The sequence below is a fragment of the Peribacillus sp. FSL E2-0159 genome (assembly GCF_038643155.1).
Taxonomy (GTDB): domain Bacteria; phylum Bacillota; class Bacilli; order Bacillales; family DSM-1321; genus Peribacillus; species Peribacillus simplex.
The window spans coordinates 4754743-4775405 of sequence record NZ_CP152053.1 but is presented as its reverse complement, the minus strand read 5'-3'; the positions used below and the strand labels follow the sequence as shown (position 1 = coordinate 4775405).

Annotated in this window: 24 protein-coding genes and 1 riboswitch; of the genes, 20 read left to right on the top strand and 4 right to left on the bottom strand. The window is 39.2% G+C overall.

The window, feature by feature from the left end; genetic code table 11:
- Positions 1-81: 81 nt before the first annotated feature.
- Positions 82-420, bottom strand: coding sequence for a YmaF family protein (locus tag NYE63_RS23300; RefSeq protein ID WP_342602920.1), 339 nt, complete (start codon positions 418-420; stop codon positions 82-84).
- 198 nt (positions 421-618) lie between these two features.
- Between NYE63_RS23300 and NYE63_RS23295 the strand changes: the two genes are divergently transcribed.
- The 13 genes from NYE63_RS23295 (at position 619) to NYE63_RS23235 (ending at position 11703) form a co-directional block, all read left to right on the top strand.
- Positions 619-1596, top strand: a complete 978-nt coding sequence (locus NYE63_RS23295; protein WP_342602919.1) for a zinc-dependent alcohol dehydrogenase family protein — start codon at positions 619-621, stop codon at positions 1594-1596.
- Positions 1597-1801: 205 nt separating this feature from the next.
- A complete protein-coding gene (locus NYE63_RS23290) occupies positions 1802-3112 on the top strand; it encodes an amidohydrolase family protein (protein ID WP_342602918.1) in 1311 nt (436 codons plus the stop codon).
- Between the two features lie 571 nt (positions 3113-3683).
- Positions 3684-3983 (top strand): hypothetical protein, encoded by a 300-nt coding sequence (locus tag NYE63_RS23285; protein ID WP_342602917.1) that lies wholly within the window; start codon positions 3684-3686, stop codon positions 3981-3983.
- Between the two features lie 288 nt (positions 3984-4271).
- Entirely contained in the window at positions 4272-4949 is a 678-nt protein-coding gene (locus NYE63_RS23280; RefSeq protein ID WP_342602916.1) for a hypothetical protein, read from the top strand.
- The gene (locus NYE63_RS23275) at positions 4942-5742 is read left to right on the top strand and encodes a collagenase (protein WP_342602915.1); all 801 of its coding nucleotides are present in this window, start codon (positions 4942-4944) and stop codon (positions 5740-5742) included. Before NYE63_RS23280 ends, NYE63_RS23275 begins: the two co-directional genes overlap by 8 nt.
- 35 nt (positions 5743-5777) lie before the next feature.
- Entirely contained in the window at positions 5778-6140 is a 363-nt protein-coding gene (locus tag NYE63_RS23270) for a DUF4440 domain-containing protein (RefSeq protein ID WP_342602914.1), read from the top strand.
- Positions 6141-6241: 101 nt separating this feature from the next.
- On the top strand, positions 6242-6715 hold the full coding sequence (locus NYE63_RS23265; protein WP_342602913.1) for a GNAT family N-acetyltransferase: 474 nt from the start codon (positions 6242-6244) through the stop codon (positions 6713-6715).
- Positions 6716-6855: 140 nt separating this feature from the next.
- A riboswitch (SAM riboswitch) is annotated at positions 6856-6967 on the top strand.
- Between the two features lie 256 nt (positions 6968-7223).
- On the top strand, positions 7224-8246 hold the full coding sequence (locus NYE63_RS23260) for a methionine ABC transporter ATP-binding protein (RefSeq protein WP_342602912.1): 1023 nt from the start codon (positions 7224-7226) through the stop codon (positions 8244-8246).
- A gap of 13 nt (positions 8247-8259) precedes the next feature.
- Positions 8260-8910 (top strand): methionine ABC transporter permease, encoded by a 651-nt coding sequence (locus tag NYE63_RS23255; protein ID WP_340453382.1) that lies wholly within the window; start codon positions 8260-8262, stop codon positions 8908-8910.
- A gap of 21 nt (positions 8911-8931) precedes the next feature.
- The gene (locus NYE63_RS23250) at positions 8932-9804 is read left to right on the top strand and encodes a MetQ/NlpA family ABC transporter substrate-binding protein (protein ID WP_342602911.1); all 873 of its coding nucleotides are present in this window, start codon (positions 8932-8934) and stop codon (positions 9802-9804) included.
- Between the two features lie 46 nt (positions 9805-9850).
- Positions 9851-11053, top strand: coding sequence for a M20 family metallopeptidase (locus tag NYE63_RS23245; protein ID WP_342602910.1), 1203 nt, complete (start codon positions 9851-9853; stop codon positions 11051-11053).
- Positions 11054-11273: 220 nt separating this feature from the next.
- A complete protein-coding gene (locus tag NYE63_RS23240) occupies positions 11274-11483 on the top strand; it encodes a Fur-regulated basic protein FbpA (protein ID WP_098372066.1) in 210 nt (69 codons plus the stop codon).
- 25 nt (positions 11484-11508) lie between these two features.
- On the top strand, positions 11509-11703 hold the full coding sequence (locus tag NYE63_RS23235) for a Fur-regulated basic protein FbpA (protein ID WP_144479772.1): 195 nt from the start codon (positions 11509-11511) through the stop codon (positions 11701-11703).
- A 19-nt stretch (positions 11704-11722) separates the two neighbouring features.
- Here NYE63_RS23235 and NYE63_RS23230 read toward each other — a convergent pair whose 3' ends face one another.
- Both NYE63_RS23230 and NYE63_RS23225 read right to left on the bottom strand, forming a co-directional pair.
- On the bottom strand, positions 11723-12316 hold the full coding sequence (locus NYE63_RS23230; RefSeq protein ID WP_342602909.1) for a dienelactone hydrolase family protein: 594 nt from the start codon (positions 12314-12316) through the stop codon (positions 11723-11725).
- 115 nt (positions 12317-12431) lie between these two features.
- On the bottom strand, positions 12432-12827 hold the full coding sequence (locus NYE63_RS23225; protein ID WP_342602908.1) for an SRPBCC domain-containing protein: 396 nt from the start codon (positions 12825-12827) through the stop codon (positions 12432-12434).
- A 190-nt stretch (positions 12828-13017) separates the two neighbouring features.
- Here NYE63_RS23225 and NYE63_RS23220 point away from each other — a divergent pair, with 190 nt between their 5' ends.
- The 3 genes from NYE63_RS23220 (at position 13018) to NYE63_RS23210 (ending at position 14631) form a co-directional block, all read left to right on the top strand.
- The gene (locus tag NYE63_RS23220) at positions 13018-13632 is read left to right on the top strand and encodes an undecaprenyl-diphosphatase (protein ID WP_342602907.1); all 615 of its coding nucleotides are present in this window, start codon (positions 13018-13020) and stop codon (positions 13630-13632) included.
- Positions 13633-13772: 140 nt separating this feature from the next.
- Positions 13773-14198 carry a 3-hydroxyacyl-ACP dehydratase FabZ gene (gene fabZ / locus NYE63_RS23215; RefSeq protein ID WP_342602906.1) on the top strand — a complete coding sequence of 142 codons (426 nt, stop codon included), beginning with the start codon at positions 13773-13775 and terminating at the stop codon, positions 14196-14198.
- 13 nt (positions 14199-14211) lie between these two features.
- Positions 14212-14631 (top strand): NUDIX domain-containing protein, encoded by a 420-nt coding sequence (locus tag NYE63_RS23210; protein ID WP_342602905.1) that lies wholly within the window; start codon positions 14212-14214, stop codon positions 14629-14631.
- Positions 14632-14702: 71 nt separating this feature from the next.
- On the opposite strand, the gene NYE63_RS23205 is transcribed toward NYE63_RS23210, so the two are convergent.
- The gene (locus tag NYE63_RS23205; RefSeq protein WP_342602904.1) at positions 14703-15284 is read right to left on the bottom strand and encodes a TIGR00730 family Rossman fold protein; all 582 of its coding nucleotides are present in this window, start codon (positions 15282-15284) and stop codon (positions 14703-14705) included.
- Positions 15285-15375: 91 nt separating this feature from the next.
- On the opposite strand from NYE63_RS23205, the gene NYE63_RS23200 reads away from it, so the two are divergent.
- The 4 genes from NYE63_RS23200 (at position 15376) to NYE63_RS23185 (ending at position 20659) form a co-directional block, all read left to right on the top strand.
- On the top strand, positions 15376-15702 hold the full coding sequence (locus NYE63_RS23200) for a MazG-like family protein (RefSeq protein WP_342602903.1): 327 nt from the start codon (positions 15376-15378) through the stop codon (positions 15700-15702).
- A 285-nt stretch (positions 15703-15987) separates the two neighbouring features.
- Positions 15988-16563 carry a TetR/AcrR family transcriptional regulator gene (locus tag NYE63_RS23195; protein WP_342602902.1) on the top strand — a complete coding sequence of 192 codons (576 nt, stop codon included), beginning with the start codon at positions 15988-15990 and terminating at the stop codon, positions 16561-16563.
- A gap of 71 nt (positions 16564-16634) precedes the next feature.
- A complete protein-coding gene (locus tag NYE63_RS23190) occupies positions 16635-19802 on the top strand; it encodes a bifunctional cytochrome P450/NADPH--P450 reductase (protein WP_342602901.1) in 3168 nt (1055 codons plus the stop codon).
- Positions 19803-20209: 407 nt separating this feature from the next.
- Positions 20210-20659, top strand: a complete 450-nt coding sequence (locus NYE63_RS23185; RefSeq protein WP_342602900.1) for an 8-oxo-dGTP diphosphatase — start codon at positions 20210-20212, stop codon at positions 20657-20659.
- The last annotated feature ends 4 nt before the right edge of the window (positions 20660-20663 follow it).

Genomic DNA, 20663 nt, shown 5'->3' with positions numbered 1-20663 from the left:
AATTAGAGTCAGACTATCGGAGGCAAGAAAACATCAGGGGGATTTCACATCACCCTGATGTTTTTTTGTTTATCAAGTATCTTATTTAAGCCCTGGAGCAGGTTGGTCGACCCCTTTAATTCTATGTCTATGCCCATCATCTTCCGTTGTGTAAAAATCGTAATAGTGAACGTGCATTCCATTTCCAATCCGAATTGGTGGTCCCGAATATGCCTTATAATAATGGGTATGTCCATCCTCAAATAACACATATCCTTCAGTATAATGAATATGTTCTTTCTCTTGTGATGGAATTGGCGGGGAAGTTACATCTAAACATTGATGGACATGGCCGTCCGCTATGGAAGTATAATCAACAGATCCATGATTATGATGTGGTACGAACCCAGATACAAAATCATTTTTTCCTACTTTTTTCAATCTCTTCACCCCTTATATAAACCATATGCTTGGAAAAATAAGAAGATTCTTAACGACAAATTTATGGAAAGAGGATTAAAGCGTGAAAAACCACAATACATGAACATAAATCCAGAGTTAAATGCTCTTTAAGTGCCAGGTGGCATCAGTTTAAATGATAAAATAGATAGACTTATACATTAAAGGAGACTTATTATCTTGGAAGCCAAATGTGTTAAATTCTATGAGTTTGGGAATCCGCAAAAGGTTTTAAAAGTTGAAAATAAATTTATTCAAAAACCTTTCGAGGGGGAAGTCCTCGTTCGGATGACCACACGTCCCATTAATCCGTCTGACTTGTTGCCCATTCGCGGTGCATATTCCCACCGAATTCCCTTGCCTTCCATACCTGGGTATGAAGGGGTCGGCATTGTAGAAGAGGTGGGCCCATCAGTTTCAAAAGAGCTGATAGGCAAGCGTGTTCTGCCTTTGCGCGGTGAAGGGACCTGGCAGGAATATGTTAAAACATCTGCGGATTTGGCCATCGTCATTCCCGATTCGATCGAGGATTATATTGCAGCGCAATTATATATAAACCCGATAACCGCATGGCTAATCTGTACAGAAGTATTAGCATTGAAACCGGATGATGTATTACTCGTAAATGCTTGCGGATCTGCCATTGGCCGTATCTTTGCCCAGTTATCCAAGATACTTGGATTTAAGCTGATTGCTGTAACGAGAAACAATAAGTATACGGAAGAACTGCTTAAGCTTGGTGCTTCATATGTGATCGATACGTCCCTATCATCATTGCATGATACCGTGATGGAATGGACGAATGGGCGCGGAGCGAAAGCAGCCATAGATTCAGTGGGCGGCATCGATGGTTCAGAGCTAGCTTTTTGTGTTCGGCCTAATGGCATCTTATTAACGATTGGCCTTTTATCAGGACAGTCTGTAAATTGGGCAAAAATTTCACAAAGGACAAAAGTGAATGTTCAAATGTTTCATCTTCGGCATTGGAATCAGAAGGCTTCCATTCAAACTTGGCATGAAACGTTTAACCTTTTGATGGGTTTCATTAATGATAAAAGATTGAAGTTCATGATGCCGGCTTCCTACTACAGCCTTCAAGATGTGCAAGAAGCCATTATTGTCACGAGCAATGGAGGGAAGATTTTCTTTAGCAACTGATTTCGCATGCTCAATTGCAAAGGCGGTTTGCTGATTGAACGGATATATTGAAGGGGTCATTCATCTTGGAGCTCTTCCAATAGGTTCCTAAGGTAAATGGAAATGGCCCCTGATAATATGGAATTACTTGATTACCTGTAAGGTACTAGTTTAGAATGCGAAATAGAACATGCTGCAACATGATACGACTTTGGAGGAAATACTTATGAAAACAATATATGTGAATGCAACACTTTTTACTATGGATAAAGAAAATCAAATCTTTGAAAACGGCATGATGATTGTACAAGATCATACCATATCCTACATCGGCCAGCATGATGAACAACAATTGGCAGATGCAGATCAAGTGGTCAACCTTGCCGGGAAATGGATTATGCCAGGTCTTGTGAATGCCCATTCGCATATTGTAATGACCCTTTTACGAGGTATCGGGGACGATATGCTGCTGAAGCCATGGCTTGAAACGAAAATATGGCCGATCGAAAGCCAATTTACAACGGAAATCGCTTCTGTAAGCACTCAGCTTGGCATTATGGAAATGATGAAATCAGGAACCACGACATTTTCAGATATGTTTAATCCTAATGGAATAGATGCGGGTGCTGTCATGGAGACGATAGGCGAAACAGGAATGCGCGGAGCCTTTTCCTACACGATCTTCAGCTTGGGTACCGAAGAAGACCAAAAAGCAAACCTAATGGGGGCTGAGCAGTTTTCAAAAAACTATAAAACGTTTGCCGATGGCCGCCTGACTACCATGGTCGCACCACATAGCCCTTATGCCTGTACACCTGAAGCGATTATGGAAAGTGCACGAATTGCAAAAGAGAATGATTTGATGGTGCACATTCACGTATCGGAAACGGACTTTGAAATCCTCGACATCGAAAAACGTTACGGATCCCGTCCTGTCGAGCACCTTCGCCGTCTAGGGCTGTTCGATCAGCCTACCGTGATGGCACATGGAGTGGTTCTCAATGATGAAGAGCGGGCGATACTAAAACAGCATGATGTACGCGTTGCCCATAATCCAATCAGTAACCTGAAGCTCGGATCTGGAATAGCAGATGTCGTCAGCCTTCTTGATGCAGGCATTAAAGTGGGAGTAGCAACAGATGGCGTCGCCTCCAATAACAACTTCGATATGTTCGAAGAAATGAGGACAGCTGCATTACTGCAAAAAGGAATGTATAAGGATGCCACTAAATTCCCTGCCCAAACAGCACTGGCCATGGCCACGAGAATGGGCGCCGAAGCGATTGGCATGGGTCATACAGGATCACTGGAAGCGGGTAAAAAAGCAGATTTCATCACCATTTATCCATATAACAAAGAACATCTGCAGCCACTGAGTGAAGCCTATTCGCACCTGCTTTATGCAGCGCGCGGAAATGATGTATGTGATGTATACATCGATGGCAAAATGGTCGTGAAAGATGGCCGCTGCTTAACGATCGATGAAGAAAAAGTAATCGCCGAAACGAACCGTCTACAAGGTACCCTATCACGATAACGCTGATGGGAAAACAAACGTATGCACAGAAGAAGGAGCTGCCATTTGCAGCTCCTTCTTTTTATGGAATCAATGATGAAGATGGGGTGTAGGAGTGATGTAGGACGGAATAAAAGGTTTTAGGGTTCAAATTATTATTAGGTAATTTACCAATTCAACAGAAAACGCAAATATAAAAAGAGGGGTTACATGGAGTAGATTGATATTAAGAAGCGGGATCACTTTTATATTCTTATCTGCTTTCTTGGCTTTTTAGAATTTCTTCTATTAATACGGTAATAAGGGTCAGAACGATGTAAAAAGAGAGTTTACTAAAGACCCTTTACAATAAACCGATATACTATGTGATATTGGTTATATTTACACATTATTTATATTAAGGGGTAATTAAGTATCCTTAAAAAATACTATTATCCCATATGTGTTAGTATAAAAAATTCATAAAAAGGGGGTAGTTTTTATAAATAAATAAAAGAGGAGTACATTTTTACGTTTCATAAAAACTGATTATTCTTAATTTTAGGTAAAATCGATTTGGAAATTAGTTGTATTACAAACTTGGAGGATTCAAATGTTCAATAAAATACTATCATCATTAATAGCGCTAACTATAATTATTTCATCAATGCCATATTCTTCAAATGCCAGTACAAAAGCTACTGAAGTTTATAGTGTACAACAAGAACTTGTAGAAGAGTTACAAGATAAATATAACAATGTAGGTGAATTCCTAGAAGATAACTTCACAAAAGAAGAGATCAATGTAATCAAGGATGAATATGTCAAGGAATTCGATGAGGATCTTGATTTAAATCAATCTATCACACCTAGGGCAACATTATATTGGCTTGTACATTTTTTTATATATTAGGTTTCTGTTTATTAGGTCTTATTGTCTCTTTAATAATCCCAAAATTTTCTGTTGCAATCCTATTTATTATTATTGTTAGCATTTCTCATACAATATTTCCGTTACCAGTTTATTTATCAAAGTACCTCTTTATATCTAGTTACAATAACTATTCAGCTATTCAGTTTATAGACTTTCCTTTGTTTCGAATTTTGGAAGCAACTTTAATAAATATAATTAACACGATTATTTTATTGGGAGTATCAACATTTGTTTATGTTAAAAAATTTTCGATAAGGAATGTTTAAAATGCTGAAAACTATTAAATATTTAATTGCATCTTTATTAATATTTATATCTATATTATTATATTTAAAATTATTAGATAATGATAATAAATCTGAAATTTCTGATAATCAAGCACGAAATGAATTAAAAGAAACAGTAAATAATATTGAAGAATATATAGTTGAACACCCAGATGATTTAACAGCATTAGATGAGGCTGTCTATTTACAATATGTGTTGGGTAACTATAATGAGGCGATAGATTTAGGATTAGAACTGATTGATAAAGACCCAGAAAATTATATGTCATACTTTAGAATGGCTAACATTAAAACAAAATTAGAGGAATGGGATGAAATGATACATTATATGGAAAAGGCTCATGATATAGAAAAATCATCTCACATGCTATATTATCTTTCAACAAGCTATATAGTTAAAGATGCAAATCATGCTTTAGAATTATTAAATAAACTAGATAATTATCAGATGGGATCAGAAGGAAAATTCCTTTTAAATTACAAGAAGTCTCTAGAAAAGTATACTAAGGTTAAAAAATTTGAAAATATAAATGACTTGGTAGAATACATTCCTGATAATGTATTAATGAACTGGATAGTACAAGATGGAATTAAAACATCCCAATCTTCAGATGATATTTCTAAACTTAAAGAATTGAGTAAACATTTAAATGAATGATTTAAATTCATTTTTAAAAAGCATTACAATTAGTTTTGTAATTAGTTTATTAGTTTTGGTTATTTTGATAAGTATTTATCATATATTATCAAAAAATAATAAAACGGTTGCACTGTTAAAAAGTGAAGAACACCAGTTATTTGAAGAAGTGAAAATTTTCAATTCAAAAAATACTGAATTGAATAAACTAATTATTAATGAGATAACGAATCTTAATATAGAGTTATCTAATATTTTTGGACCGATAGATGCAAATGTTGAACTAAATATAGTGATATTTGAGCAATTAGAGGAATTACAAAAGTATGGGGAATTAGAAAATATTGGAGCTTTTTTTGATTATAATTCTAATTTAATTGCCTTGGTATCACCCGATACCCTTGATAGAGAAGCAGATGAGTGGTTCTTTAGAAAAGATTTACGTCACGAGTATACACATTATTTTTTGGCTAAATACCTTAATGAAAATAAAATTAAAGATGTTCCGAAATGGTTTGATGAAGGATTAGCCGAGTACGTTGCAGTTACCATGGATGGAGTTGAGGCTACCGACCCATTAAATGAAGTAATTAATTTTGAATTGTTGAAGAGTAGGGAAGATTGGGCAAAGCAAAGAAGAAAACATAAAGAGTTATATGCTCAATCTCATTATGGAATTAGATATATTATTGAAAAAAATGATTTGGATATATTTAAGGAAATAATAGATGATAGCTATAATTTAGGTTTTTCAAAATCTTTCAAAAGGCATACTAACATAGAGATTAATGAATTACATAAGCTCATCAATTGAAGGTTTACAGGTGTTGAAAAAGGAGGACAAGATGAATGGAATCTTCGTTGTTAAAAGAGCATTTGTATCAGCTCGAGGAGAAATTGTTAAAATCTGAAGTCCGTACATCTCCAGAAGAGCTTTCATTATTATTGAAGGATGATTTCTTTGAGTTCGGCAGTTCGGGTAACATATGGTCTAAAAGTGATTTTTTTGGGCAAGGGGGAGCCGGAGCGGTGAAAATGACACTAAGTCAATTTGATATGCATCCATTGTCTGATGATACCGTGTTAACCACGTACCGGATTTTTGATGAAGATAAAGTGGAACATACCCTAAGGAGTTCAATCTGGAAATGTACGAATGGAAGATGGCAAATGTTTTTTCATCAAGGCACAAAAACGAAAGGTCCTCTTTAAGCCTATTATTTATGAAAAAGAAAATAGTAAAATATCATAAAAGAGCGTAAGAAATGAGTTTTGTATACTTAAAAATTATTTCACTAAAATGATAGGGGTGGATGAAGTTGATCTTTCGGACCATTGATACGGACAAAGATAAAGATATTATCGTTAAATTTAGGAAAGATTCTTTTGTTGTAAGTTTTGGATCTGAAGATGGTTTTGGAGATGAAAATACATATCTGCAACGTATGAAAGAACGGGTCTGCAAATTTCCGGAAGGACAAGTGATCATTGAAAAGGACCAAGAACCGATTGGACAAATGGAACTTCAAATTAGGGCATATGAAGAAACCGAGATTGGCTATGTGAATCTTTTTTATCTTATTCCCGATTACCGCAGTAAAGGCCTTGGCAAGGAATTGGTTCGCTACGCAGAAAACTTTTTTAGGCAATTCAATGTATCCGAATATCATTTAAGGGTTTCTCCTGATAATCATAGGGCGATTCGTTTATATACGAGTTCAGGCATGGTGAAGATATGCGAAGAAAATGAAACATACCCTGTATGGAGATTGAGTAAATCATTATAAAATAGAAATATAAATTATATTAATATAATTAAAAAGTGTCAATTCACTATACTGTGAAAATATTTAGAGCGATGAAAAATATGGTTGACTTTAGAGAAAATTGAATATATAGTGAAGGACATAATTAAATATAACGTTAATTCTTATCAAGAGATGTGGAGGGACTTGGCCCTATGATACCTCGGCAGCGGGTTTTTACTTTTGTAAAAATACTGTGCTAATTCCAACGGACGAAAGTTTGAAAGATAAGAAGGAGCTTTTCTTAGATAATTAATTTAAGAGTTTACTCTTTTTTATGTCTAAAAGAGGCCTCTTCTGTCTGATGACGGAAGAGGCCTCTTTTGTTTATTCAAAATGTATATGGTTATGTGGAGATTGGGTGCAGTTACTCATGAGTTTCGCGCACTTACTCGTAAGTTTCGAGAATTTAACCCTATCATTAAACTTTGCAAAGCTCTTCTCTCTGGATAATGAATTCGTACAAATAAACAGCATGGGGGGAGATTGGATGATTGAGTTTCAAAATGTTAAAAAGGTTTATCAAACAAAGAAACAGACTGTCGAGGCTTTGAAGGGAATAAATTTGACAGTGGAAAAGGGGGATATATTCGGTGTAGTCGGTTATAGCGGGGCCGGGAAGAGTACGTTGATCAGATTGGTCAATTTGCTTGAACATCCTTCAGATGGTTCGGTGATTGTTGGGGGCAAGGATTTAACCAAATTGAACCCGAAGGAATTACGGGCAGAAAAGAAAAAAATAGGGATGATCTTTCAGCATTTCAATTTGCTAAATTCAAAGACTGTTTTTGATAATATTGCCATGCCGCTGGTTTTGTCGGGAACTCCGGGTAATGAAATAAAAAAGCGGGTAGGCGAGCTGTTGGAGTTCGTTGGCTTATCAAGCAAAGCAAAGAGTTATCCGGAACAATTATCCGGCGGTCAAAAGCAACGGATCGGCATTGCGAGAGCATTGGCAACCAATCCATCGATCTTATTGTGTGATGAAGCTACATCGGCATTGGATCCACAAACAACGAGTGCAGTTCTGCAGCTCTTAAAAAAAATTAATAAAGAATACAATATTACCATTCTCCTAATCACACATGAGATGTCTGTCATTAGGGAAATTTGCAATAAGGTAGCGGTCATGGAGGGCGGATGCGTCGTTGAACAAGGTTCGGTTTTCGAAGTTTTTGCCAAACCGCAAACGGATATTGCAAAAAACTTCGTGAGAACGGTCATACATGATGAGATTCCACAAAGTTTCTTAAAAGGCATAGGGTCCCATATCCCGATTATTTGGAAAATTAATTTTATTGGGACTACTTCGGGTACACCTTTACTTTCAACCATCTCGAAGAAATATGATGTTCATTTAAGTGTATTATCAGCCAATATTTCTGAAATTCAGGAAACGCCTTTTGGGAATTTGATCATCGAAGTGACAGGGAACAAAAATGAGGTGGACAAGGCTTATCAATATATTAAAGATGAGGGGATTCTCGTCCAGGAGGTGCAGATAAATGGGTAATACGCTTTGGGGAATGGAAATAACGGCAGACCAGCTGTCGACAGCTTTCGGTGACACACTTTATATGGTAGCCATCTCATTGGTATTTTCCGGATTGATTGGGCTTCCGCTCGGTATCCTGCTTGTCATTACAAGAAAGGGTCACATCCTGGAGAATAAATGGATCTTTAATGTATTGAACCCGGTCATCAATATATTGCGGTCGGTTCCTTTCATCATCTTGCTTGTAGCACTTATTCCGTTTACCAGAATGATTGTCGGCAGTGCGATTGGAACGAATGCGGCCATTGTTCCGCTAATCTTTTACGCGGCTCCTTATATTGCCCGGCTTGTGGAGAACTCCCTGTTGGAAGTGGACAAAGGGATCATCGAGGCAGCTCAGGCGATGGGGGCGACGACATGGCAAATCATTTATCGCTTTTTGATTCCCGAGGGACTTAGTTCGTTGATCCTTACATTTACAACAGCGACAATCGGGCTTGTTGGATCTACGGCCATGGCAGGTGCCGTCGGTGCAGGCGGGGTCGGAGATCTAGCCTTGGCTTACGGTTATCAAAGGTTCGATACGATGACGATGATCGTCACAGTGGCGGCGCTCGTGATCATCGTTCAATTACTGCAATCCACCGGGAATTTTGTTTCAAGAAAAATCAGAAGAAGATAAAAATAACAGGAGGTAGGAGAAATGAAGAAAATCTTATTAACGATCATGGTATTGGCATTGGCCATCGTGGCTGCAGCATGCGGGAACGAAGAGGGTGCATCAGGCGGTTCGGATGATGTGAAAACAGTGAAAGTCGGTGTCAGCAGCGGGGATACGAGAACATGGGAATACATTGTCGATTTGGCTAAAGAGGAAGGGCTTAATATCGAATTGGTCACTTTCAATGATTATATCCAACCGAACCTTGCGTTAAGTGAAGGCGAAATTGATGCAAATTCATTCCAAACGGTCGCTTACTTCGATGAATTCGTTCAAGATCAAAATCTGAAATTAGAGGCTATCGGATCGACTGTCATTGCACCTATGGGCCTTTATTCAAAAAAACATAAAGATCTTAAGGATCTTCCAGATGGCGCTACGATAGCCGTTCCGAATGAAGCAACAAACTTTGGCCGTGCATTACTCCTTCTTCAAGAAGCTGGATTGATTACATTGAAAGAGGAATTCAATGGATCGGGATCATTGGAAATCATTAAGGAAAATCCGAAAAACTTGAAAATTCAACCAGTTGCTGCCGGCAATACACCGCGTCTATTGGACGATGCCGATGCTTCAGCCATTAATAATAACTTTGCTGTCGAGGCAGGCCTTACTTTGAAAGATGCATTATTCCATGAAAGCAAAACCGCGAAACCATATATTAATATCATTGCAGTTAAAAAGGGAAATGCCGATCGTCCTGAGCTGCAAAAATTAGTGGAGCTTTATCAATCGAAAAAAGTGGAAGCGTTCATTGAAAAAACGTTTAAAGGAAACACGATTCCTGCATATGTTTCTGTAGATGAATTAGTGAATTACCAGGATGCTTGGACAAAACCAGCTAATGAAAAGTAATGGTGAGAACAAAGTGATCGATTCAAGAAAAAGGGGAGATAAGAGCATGGCGAGAGAATTAGTGCAAAAGCAGCATCAGCAGATCATTGAAGAGCACATCGACCTTCATTCCAAATTATATATCGAAACGAGTCAAGCCATTCATGCCAAACCTGAAATTGGGAATCAAGAGTTCTTCGCTTCGGATACATTAACCGGAATACTTCAAAATGAAGGATTTGAAGTGACCCGCAATATAGCCGGACATGAAACAGGATTCATCGGCAAAAAAACCTCTTCAAAGAAAGGACCCACGATTGCCTTTTTAGCCGAGTATGATGCATTGCCGGGTTTAGGTCATGCTTGCGGACATAATATCATCGGCACAACTAGTGTTGCAGCAGGCATTTCCTTGGCTCAAGTGCTGGAGGAAACGGGCGGAGAGGTGATTGTTTTCGGAACACCGGCAGAAGAGGGCGGGCCGAATGGAAGCGCAAAAGGCAGCTTTGTGAAGCACGGTCTATTTGATGGGGTTGATGCGGCCATCCTTATCCATCCAGGTGGGCAAACGCGTGTCACAAGTCCATTTTTGGCAGTCGACCCCCTTGATTTTCATTTTTACGGGAAGTCAGCACATGCAGCAGCTGCACCTGAAGAAGGCGTGAATGCACTTGACGCGGTGATCCAGCTGTTCAATGGCATTAATGCTTTGCGCCAGCAGCTCCCAGCCGAGGTTAAAATTCACGGAATAATCACCAATGGCGGGGAAGCGCCTAATATCATTCCTGAATATGCTTCCGCCAGGTTTTATATTAGAGCAACAACATGGAAACTTTGCCAAGAAGTATCCAATAAAATACGCGCTGTTGCCGAAGGGGCAGCACTTGCCACAGGAAGTACGGTTAAAGTTGAACGTTTCCAAAATGAAGTACTCGATTTTATCATTAATCCAGTTCTGGATGAACTGTTAAAAGAAGAACTGGCTCAATTAGGGGAAGAGGTGGGTCCTCGAAAAGAAAGTGGCTTTGGCTCGACGGATGCAGGTAATGTAAGCCATGTAGTGCCGACAGCACATCCTTATATAAAAATTGGACATGATGAGCTGATTGCCCATACGAATGAATTCCGTGACTGTGCCAAATCTCCTGCTGGAGACAAAGCCATCCTGACCGGAGCAAAAGCTCTTGCACTTACAGGGTATAAATTGATTACGGATAAAGATCTGTTGGATAAAGTGAAAGCAGCATTTCATGAAGCGAAGCAAAAATAAATAAAATGCAGTAAATTTATTGTTGACTACGGAGCACAGAGTTAGTATTATTAGAAATAATAATACCGAGTAATTAAATAGGAATTATAGGTTAATTGACCGGAAAACCGGAGACTTTTCTTTCATGTAAAGAGGTGTCTCCGGTTTTTTTGTGTAGGGCACAAGTCGAAAGATTCTCTTTCAATACCGTAGTTGTTCATATAATAAAGGAGGATTTATTATGGGAATATTATTACGTAAAGCCATTGAGAAAAAAAGAAACTTCCTAATCAACAAGTTGATTAACAAGGGAGTTTATAAAAAGAATGACATCCATCTATTTGAATTAACCTTAACTGATTTAGAGAATGAATATATTAAAATAAGTAAAATCGAAGAGAAGGAATCCGATGATCATTCCCCCTGTCTGAGGATACATCATTTCATATAATAGCAGAATAAAAGGAGAGGGTGAAATGAAGAAGGGCGTGGAAGAAAGGCGGAAGGAATTAATCTATAAACTTATGATCCATACTGTAAATAAAACTGTGGAACAGCTTATGAAGTTAACCTTAAAAGAATTGGAAATGGAATATAAGAAGGTTCAAAATGACTGTCACCCCCATAGTGATGCAGGTTCGATACAATGGATCAATACAAAACGGCATTAGGCTGAATGTGGAACCTCCATTAATGTTCCTTAAAAAATTTCATCATGTTGCTAAAGGCTTCTTGAGCTGATTCTAAATGATGGTTGGAGTTGTAAGGGTCACTGAATCCGTGTTTTCCGTTGAATTTATGAACTTCGACATTCTTTCTTTCTAAAGCTGAAATTAACTCGTCCACATTAAATGATGGCTCTTCTAGTGGGAAAAATAACAGTGCAGGGCATCGTGGCGCTAATTCTGCATAATTCCTAATACGGGAACCGTAGTATCCAACTATTCCATCGACACATTCTTCCTCACTGCACAGCCATGCTACAGTTGCCCCTGCACTGAATCCAAGGATGAAAATCTTCTGGTATTCATCTTTTATTTCCGATAATATTTCCTTTATTTTATGCAAAGCGCCTGTGAAGCCTATGTTCTCCATAAAATGTCGATAAGCAGCTTCCTCTTGGGAATAATCAAAAGGCGTCTTCCGTTCTAACAAATTAGGACAGATGACATCAAAATCCTGATTTGATAATGACTCACAAAAAACCTGCATATGTTGGTTCAGTCCATATATTTCGTGAATGACAATGAGTACAGTATCGGACTTTTTCTGTATGTGCAGCATTTTTAACCTCCCCTTATACAAAGTCTTCATTATATATTGATTTTTAGCTAACGCATTTGTTAGCTCCATAAGTGATATCGAATACCACTCAATCGGAGCAGTGTTTATTTCATTATTAGGTATAGGGAAGTTCTCTATCTTCTGTAAATGCTTTTAGGTTAGCTAAACTTTGTTCAAATCCGTCCATGTTAATGGAAACTCTAGTTCCTTCAGATTCTGGGTAAATTTCGAAAGTGAAAACGAGGTTATCTGAATCAGAGGAATAAGAAAACGTTTTGTTAGGAATTACTTCTTGGATGGTAAAGCTCATAGGAATGCTTTCGTTATCTTTAAGATTGTTATGTGCACTTGGCATTAATACGAAGATTGCCTTTTCTCCAACCTTGAGTTTAGGGATATTCCATTTTGAACCCGGGGCATACCATTTTGAAATGTTTTCATCATTTGTAATCGCATACCAAACAGCTTCTTGGTTTTTATGAATTAGAACAGAGTTTCTATCAGTATTCACCTGACTAACCTCCTGATTTTTTTATGTATTATATAGAATGTCTAGGGATTATACAAGAAGATTTATATTCAAGCGATAGTTGAATACGTGACAATAATGTAAGATGGTAGCTTAAAATGTTAGGAAGAACGATGGCGATTTACTTTCTTTCTCCTTTATTATGTAAGAAAAGAGGAGAGTTGGGAATAAAATGGATTTTTTTGAACTGAATTCCAATGTATTTAGAATGATCAATGACCTAGGGAAACAGTACGATTATTTAAACCCTTCTGCCATTTTCATTGCCGAGTACATGGTATTTTTCTTGGCATTAGCAGTTATCGTAATATGGTTCACTCAAAATGAACAGAGTAGAATGATGGTTGTTTGTGGGATGATTACGTTTTTAATAGCTGAAATGATGGGGAAAATGGCAGGGAGATTATATTCGAACAATCAGCCATTTGCCGAATTGAACAATGTTAATAAGTTAATTGAAAAAGCAGTGGATAATTCATTTCCAAGCGACCATACCATCTTGTTTTTCTCGTTTTGTGTATCCTTTTGGCTTTTTAAAAAAGGATGGTGGGTGTTATGGATCATGCTGGCTTTTCTTGTTGGCATTTCCCGTATTTGGGTAGGTGTACACTTTCCGGCGGATGTGCTGGCAGGAGCTATACTAAGCACCATTTCAGGATTGGTGGTTTACCTTGTTGTTCCTAAAATAAGCATGATTCACAAATTATTAGGGGGATATGAAAGGTATGAACAAATCGTTCTGTCCCCGTTAACTAAATCGAAGGAAAAAAAATCAAAGGATTTTTAAGCAAGATTTAAAAAACAGGGTTGCTCAGGCAGCCTTTTTTTGTTGAAAGAAGTGTAGTGTGATAAATGCAAAAATATCCATATGATGATGCTGATGGTAAAATAAAGTGAAAGCAATCCATCGCAATGGGGGAGTTAATATTGATTGATATCCAAGAAATCAAAGACATTATCAGGCATCGCTATCCATTTCTTTTAGTTGATAGAGTTTTGGAATTGGAAGAAGGAAAGAGAGCGGTGGCCATTAAAAATGTAACAGCAAATGAAGAGTTTTTTACTGGTCATTTTCCAAATTATCCAGTGATGCCAGGTGTATTGATCGTCGAGGCATTAGCACAGGTAAGTGCTGTTGTTATGCTTACAAAAGAAGAAAATAAAGGGCGGATCGGGCTTTTGGCTGGGATCGATGGATGTCGTTTTAAAAGGCAAGTAAGACCAGGGGACCAATTACGTTTAGAAGTAGAGATTACTCGCTTGAAAGGCCCTATCGGTAAAGGAAAAGGAAGGGCTACTGTCGAGGGAGAAACTGTATGTGAGACAGAGCTCATTTTTGCTTTTGGTGATTAACGGGGGAATGATGATGATACCGATAAAAAAAGCTTACGGGTATGTGACAAGAATCAATAATGGAGTAACACAAGTATTGGTTTTTCAACATCCCATTAGGGAAGCGGGTATACAGATACCCAAGGGAACAGTGAAGCCTCAAGAAGATGCTTACCAAGCAGTGATGAGGGAAATGAAAGAAGAAACAGGTCTGGAAAATTTTCATGTGGAGAAATTAATTGCAGAAGATTTTTGGGAGAATGTTGATGGTGCCATACATAATCGATATTTTTATCAAATAAGTGTATCGAATGTTCCTGATGAATGGGACTATCAGCCGACGGGTGGGGGAGATGAAGAGGGGCTGACATTTCATTTCTTCTGGATTTCATCCGAACATGAAGTGCAACTTATCAAAGGGCATGGAGATTATTTAAACATGATATTTACCTAACCATCAGTCTGTAACAGTATATCACAACCGGCCAAAGTCATTATTGATCTTGACCGGTTGTTTTTTAATGATCAGGTTTGTTTTTCGGTAATGAAAGTTTTTACGGTTGGCGGTTCATATGTAATGAATTGATCAAGAAGTCCATTTGGTTCAACATCCACCAGCGCCATGGAACGGAATTTTTCATGCAGGAACTGTTCGTCGGACATATGATTGAATAAAGCGACCAAAGGATCATAATAGTGATTGATATTTAAGAGTCCGCAAGGTTTTTGATGAAGACCAAGCTGAGCCCAAGTGAAAATCTCAAAGAATTCTTCCAATGTTCCTGGGCCGCCTGGCAAGGCAATGAATCCATCTGCAAGCTCAGCCATCTTTGCTTTTCTTTCATGCATGGATTCCACGACAATCAGTTCGGTCAAGTTCTTATGTGCTATTTCTTTTTTTTCTAGAAAATCTGGCAATACTCCAATTACATTTCCGCCTGCTTCCAAAACGGAATCTGCAACTGCGCCCATGATTCCTACACTTGAGCCCCCATAAACAAGGGTAATATTACGTTTTGCCAGTTCTGAACCCAGTTTTTTAGCTTCTTCTACATAGACAGTAGATGCACCTTTGCTTGATCCACAAAATACAGCTAGACTTTTCAAAATATCACATCTCCCATTTAGTAATCTTCCTTTCTTATCATACAAAATTCAAGGGGATTTGTTAAACTCGAATTACATAAATGAAAGGTGGATGAATAAGAACGTCACTGAATTTCAACTATGGGTAAAAGATTATTATGAAGCACGAGGATGGTCAGAATTGGACATTTTCATTCGCATTGGCTTTTTGGCAGAAGAAACTGGCGAGGTTGCACGAGCCATTCGCTCTCTTGAGATTGGCAGGGATAGACCTGATGAAGTTATTGGTTCGTTTGAAGAGAACATACAGGAGCTAACCAAAGAATTGGGAGATGTGTTAGGAAACTTGATTGTGATTGCGAACAAGTACAATATCCCCTTGAAAGAAGTGTTCAATGCGCATAGAAAGAAACTATCTGAACGCTATAATCATGCATAAGCTCTTCTCGCTTAATAGGTGAACAAGAAGTTTGCATACCTAATTTCAGTTAACCAGTAGTAGAGCTGTGACTATCAGCTCTTTTTCTTATGGGGCAAACGATAGTTTGCAGTCCCATTTAATTCCTTAAAAAGAAATCCTTTCAGCCTTTTATCCCCCTCCGTTAATAAAGAATTCACAAAATATGGGTAGTATGCGCGATTGAGATTGGATTTTATTGGGTATACACTTACATTAACAGGAATGAACATTCATTCCGCAACTTAAAAAAAGGGGTGAATCATTATGATCACGGCAGTAAATAAACGAGACAGTATAGTTACCAGTGCTTTAGTGCTATTCGCAGAACGAGGATATGATGCGACGACGATCCCGATGATTGCTACATCGGCAGGAGTTGGAGCGGGTACCATTTATCGTTATTTTGAGAATAAGGAAGTGCTGGGTAATAAGATTTTTCAAGAGTACTTGGATATTTTCACTGAAACGGTCAAGAATGGATTTCCTCATGATGATTCAATTCGCAATCAGTTTCACCATATTTTTAAATCGATGGTTCACTTTACAACCGATCAGGACCAAGCGCTTCATTTTATTAAAATACATAGTGGAGCCCATTTTTTAAATGAAGATAGTCATGCAAGCTTTCAAGGTCTATTGGATATATTTAAAAATTTCTTTGAGTCAGGAAAAGAGAAAAAAGAAATAAAGGAGCTTCCTTCTTCAGCTTTGATTGCCATCATTTATGGAGCATTTCTTGAGCTTGAGCGACTTGTTCGCATCGGGGAATTAGAACCTGACCCAAAACTTTTGGCAGATGTGGAAGAAAGCTTTTGGGATGCAGTCCGATTACACGCTTGAAAAAGTTTTACCATTTAAACGGAATGAACGTTCATTCCGGATTCTAACTATTGTAAAGAGGTGCTAATAAAATGGAAAACACAACTCAGTTTCCACAGCCAAAGACATATGGCCCCCTAGGCAGCCTGCCTATCATTGATAAGGATAAGCCGCTTCAGTCTTTCATGAAGCTGGCACGAGAACTTGGGCCGGTTTTTCAGTTTCAATTTCCGGGTCGAATCACTACATTCGTATCCAGTGCTTCACTCGCTAAAGAAATTTGTGATGAAACAAGGTTTGATAAGAAAGTCGGTCCAGCCCTACAAAAAGTGAGAGCATTTGGCGGTGATGGCCTTTTCACAAGTGAAACGACGGAGCCGAATTGGAAAAAGGCCCATAACATCCTGCTGCCCAGCTTTAGCCAGCAAGCAATGAAGGGATATCATGCTAAAATGGTGGATCTTGCTACCCAACTCATTCAAAAATGGGCCCGCCTGAATCCGGCTGATGAGATAGATGTTCCTGAAGATATGACACGATTGACCTTGGATACGATCGGACTCTGCGGGTTCAATTACCGATTTAACAGTTTTTATCGGGAGACCACCCATCCTTTTGTCACCAGTATGGTGCGTGCGTTGGATGAAGCGATGAGCCAAACGCAGCGGCTTGGTATCCAAGATAAACTGATGATCAAATCTAAAAAACAATTCAGGGAAGACATTCAATATATGTTCTCTCTAGTGGATGAATTGATTGCTGACCGAAAACAAAATGGTGATCAGGGAGAAGATGACCTTCTTTCCCATATGTTGAAAGGAGTCGATCCCGAAACGGGCGTATCACTGGATGATGAAAATATTCGCTTTCAAATCATTACCTTTTTAATAGCTGGGCATGAAACGACGAGCGGTCTCCTATCGTTCGCCATCTATTTCCTCATGAATAACAGAGAAAAGTTAAAAAAAGCGCAGCAGGAAGTCGATGAAGTACTGGGTGATGATGTTCCTGATTACAAACAAGTGAAAAAGCTAAAATATGTCCGGATGGTGCTGAATGAAACGCTTCGGCTGTGGCCGACAGCTCCGGCGTTTTCCGTTTATGCGAAAAAAGATACCATGCTGGACGGAAAATATAATGTGAAGAAAGGTGATGTGTTCTCGCTGCTTATCCCCGAGCTTCACCGTGATCCATCTGTTTGGGGTGATGACGTTGAATCGTTCATTCCTGAGCGGTTCGAGGATTTGGATTCCATCCCTTATCATGCTTATAAACCGTTTGGAAACGGGCAGCGCGCCTGTATCGGGCAGCAGTTTGCCCTTCATGAAGCGACACTGGTGCTTGGCATGGTTTTACAGCACTTTGACTTGATTGATCATGAAGAATATCAATTGGATGTTAAAGAAACGTTGACTCTTAAACCGGACGGATTGACCATGCGCGTTTCACCGAGAAAGCCGGAGATGTCGTTTACCGTTGCTTCTCCAGAACCAAAGTCTGCGGACAAAGGAGCCGTGGCATCTTCAATCGAATCTGCACATGGCACACCATTACTTGTCCTGTTTGGATCAAACATGGGAACAGCGGAAGGGATCGCTCGTGACCTTGCTGAATCAGGTAAGCGGCAAGGCTTCAATGCCGAGATTGCTCCTTTGAATGATTACACGGATCGGCTACCTCGAGAAGGGGCTGTTCTCATCGTCTCGGCATCTTATAATGGAAATCCCCCTGATAATGCGGGTGACTTTGTATCATGGCTTAAGGAAAGTCAGGGTGACACATTGGATGGTATTCACTATGCGATCTTCGGCTGCGGGGACCGCAATTGGGCCAATACGTACCAACGCATTCCACGTTTCATTGATGAGCAGCTAGAACAAAAAGGAGCGGTGCGGCTGTCAGAAACTGGCTATGGAGATGCAAGTGATGACTTTGAAGGGGATTACGAGAAATGGACAGAAGCCCTTTGGCCGAATCTTGCCGAAACCCTTAACATTGAAGTGAATAGGAATGATCGAGTAGTCAGCTCGATTACGATGAACTTCGTAAGCGATGTGAGCGGAACGCCACTAGCCCGCACCCATCATGCTTTTACAGCCATTTTAAAAAGGAATTACGAATTACAACATGTGGAAAGCGGAAGAAGTACACGGCATATAGAGTTAACTTTGCCAGAGGGAATACATTATCAGGAAGGCGATCATCTCGGGGTTCTTCCACAAAATCCATCGGAACTTGTCGAGCGAGTGCTCAGTCGATTCTCCCTGAATGGCCATGATTACGTGAATCTGACTGGGGATTCGGGAAAAGCTGCCCATCTTCCTACAGGAAAACCGGTAAAACTAGAAGAGTTACTATCAAACTATGTGGAGTTCCAAGAACCCGCCACCCGGTCTCAAATTCGGGCGCTTGCCACTCATACGGTATGTCCTCCACATGTAAAAGAACTTGAAGATCTTCTTTTGGACAGTACCTATAAACAAGAAATCCTGAACAAGCGCATAACCATGCTTGACCTTATAGAAAAGTATCTTGCATGTGAAATCCCATTTGAACGTTTCCTGGCTTTACTGCCACCTTTAAAAGCAAGGTACTACTCTATTTCAAGCTCGCCACTTCACAAGGAAGGAGAAGCAAGCATCACCGTCAGCGTCGTCCGTGGAGAAGCTTTGAGCGGCAACGGGGAATACAAAGGAATTGCATCGAATTATTTGGCTGAACGCTCCCAAGGAGACAAAATGGCCTGCTTTATCAATACTCCGCAATCCAATTTCCAGCTCCCAGAGCAAACAGCAAAACCTATCATCATGATTGGTCCTGGAACAGGAATTGCACCATTCAGGGGATTCATACAGGCACGTCGCATTTTAAAGAAAAAAGGTGAAACGCTAGGGACAGCCCACCTTTACTTTGGATGCCGTAATCCTGAACACGATTTCCTCTATCAAGAAGAACTCGTGCAAGCCGAACAAGAGGGCCTTGTAACACTGCACACCGCTTACTCCAGATGTCCCGGTCAAGAAAAAACATATGTCCAGAACCGATTAGCGGAAAACGCCCATGAAATCCTTCCTTTATTAAAAGAAGGAGGACACCTATACATCTGCGGAGACGGAAGCAAAATGGCGCCCGATGTTGAACAAACCTTAATCGACAGCTATATGCATATCTATCAAACACAGAGAGAAGAAGCCACAGAATGGCTGCAATCATTAGAGGAGAATGGCAGATATGCAAAAGATGTTTGGGCAGGAGCATAAATAGGAGGAGCAGCGATTCTTAAGGGAATCGCTGCTTTCTTAATGAAAATACGAACTCACGAGTAAACAGTGTAAACTCACGAGTAAAGCAGCAAAAGTCACGAGTAAAGTAGGAATTCACGAGTAAACAACTCAAATTCACGAGTAAATAGCGCAAATTCACGAGTAATCAGCTCAAACGATCAATCTCACGAGTGAAATAGTTAATTCTCGCAAATTATAGAAGCGTTGGTTTGCAAATGGGGAGTGCAACATCCATTGACGGAGGACGGACGTTTACGGATTCTTTATTCATTGTTAAAATTTGAGAGTGTGTTAATAGTGGAGGCATATGACGCTCTCTATGGTCAACATTCGTCACGGCCATGTTGTGGGGTTAATTAACGATAAAGGGGTCACTTTGTATAATGTTTAAGTATACGGTTTGTTTTGTAAAGAAAGATAATGAAATACTCATGCTTAACCGGGAGAAATCTCCAATTATGGGTGTATGGAACGGGGTGGGGGGCAAAATCGAGAACGGTGAAACACCTGATATAGGTGCACAGCGTGAGGTATTTGAGGAAACGGACATTGAAGTAGAGACCTTTTTTTCTAAAGGAACGGTAACCTGGGAGACTCCAGAAGGTGAATTGGATGGAATATATGTATATTTGTATGAAGTGGATGCAGATTTAATATATGAAACACCGAAAAAAACGCGGGAAGGTATTCTGGAATGGAAATCGATTGATTGGATACTCCATCCACTTAATCTCGGAATTGCTGAGATGGTCGCACAGTACTTACCGGTTTTATTGGAAAAAGAAGGAAACTATAAATTCACTTATAAAAATGGTCAAATGTATCATTCCTGAAACC

Bases quoted from the DNA above. Each gene is read 5' to 3' on its own strand.
- NYE63_RS23240 (WP_098372066.1), top strand. From the start codon at position 11,274: ATGGGAATATTATTACGTAAAGCCATTGAGAAAAAAAGAAACTTCCTA.
- NYE63_RS23255 (WP_340453382.1), top strand. From the start codon at position 8,260: ATGGAAATAACGGCAGACCAGCTGTCGACAGCTTTCGGTGACACACTT.
- NYE63_RS23190 (WP_342602901.1), top strand. From the start codon at position 16,635: ATGGAAAACACAACTCAGTTTCCACAGCCAAAGACATATGGCCCCCTA.
- NYE63_RS23275 (WP_342602915.1), top strand. From the start codon at position 4,942: ATGAATGATTTAAATTCATTTTTAAAAAGCATTACAATTAGTTTTGTA.
- NYE63_RS23265 (WP_342602913.1), top strand. From the start codon at position 6,242: ATGAAGTTGATCTTTCGGACCATTGATACGGACAAAGATAAAGATATT.
- NYE63_RS23220 (WP_342602907.1), top strand. From the start codon at position 13,018: ATGGATTTTTTTGAACTGAATTCCAATGTATTTAGAATGATCAATGAC.
- NYE63_RS23210 (WP_342602905.1), top strand. From the start codon at position 14,212: ATGATACCGATAAAAAAAGCTTACGGGTATGTGACAAGAATCAATAAT.
- NYE63_RS23250 (WP_342602911.1), top strand. From the start codon at position 8,932: ATGAAGAAAATCTTATTAACGATCATGGTATTGGCATTGGCCATCGTG.
- NYE63_RS23285 (WP_342602917.1), top strand. From the start codon at position 3,684: ATGTTCAATAAAATACTATCATCATTAATAGCGCTAACTATAATTATT.
- NYE63_RS23235 (WP_144479772.1), top strand. From the start codon at position 11,509: ATGAAGAAGGGCGTGGAAGAAAGGCGGAAGGAATTAATCTATAAACTT.
- NYE63_RS23230 (WP_342602909.1), bottom strand. From the start codon at position 12,316: ATGCTGCACATACAGAAAAAGTCCGATACTGTACTCATTGTCATTCAC.
- NYE63_RS23280 (WP_342602916.1), top strand. From the start codon at position 4,272: ATGCTGAAAACTATTAAATATTTAATTGCATCTTTATTAATATTTATA.
- NYE63_RS23245 (WP_342602910.1), top strand. From the start codon at position 9,851: ATGGCGAGAGAATTAGTGCAAAAGCAGCATCAGCAGATCATTGAAGAG.
- NYE63_RS23270 (WP_342602914.1), top strand. From the start codon at position 5,778: ATGGAATCTTCGTTGTTAAAAGAGCATTTGTATCAGCTCGAGGAGAAA.
- NYE63_RS23290 (WP_342602918.1), top strand. From the start codon at position 1,802: ATGAAAACAATATATGTGAATGCAACACTTTTTACTATGGATAAAGAA.
- NYE63_RS23200 (WP_342602903.1), top strand. From the start codon at position 15,376: ATGAATAAGAACGTCACTGAATTTCAACTATGGGTAAAAGATTATTAT.
- NYE63_RS23195 (WP_342602902.1), top strand. From the start codon at position 15,988: ATGATCACGGCAGTAAATAAACGAGACAGTATAGTTACCAGTGCTTTA.
- NYE63_RS23185 (WP_342602900.1), top strand. From the start codon at position 20,210: ATGTTTAAGTATACGGTTTGTTTTGTAAAGAAAGATAATGAAATACTC.
- NYE63_RS23260 (WP_342602912.1), top strand. From the start codon at position 7,224: ATGATTGAGTTTCAAAATGTTAAAAAGGTTTATCAAACAAAGAAACAG.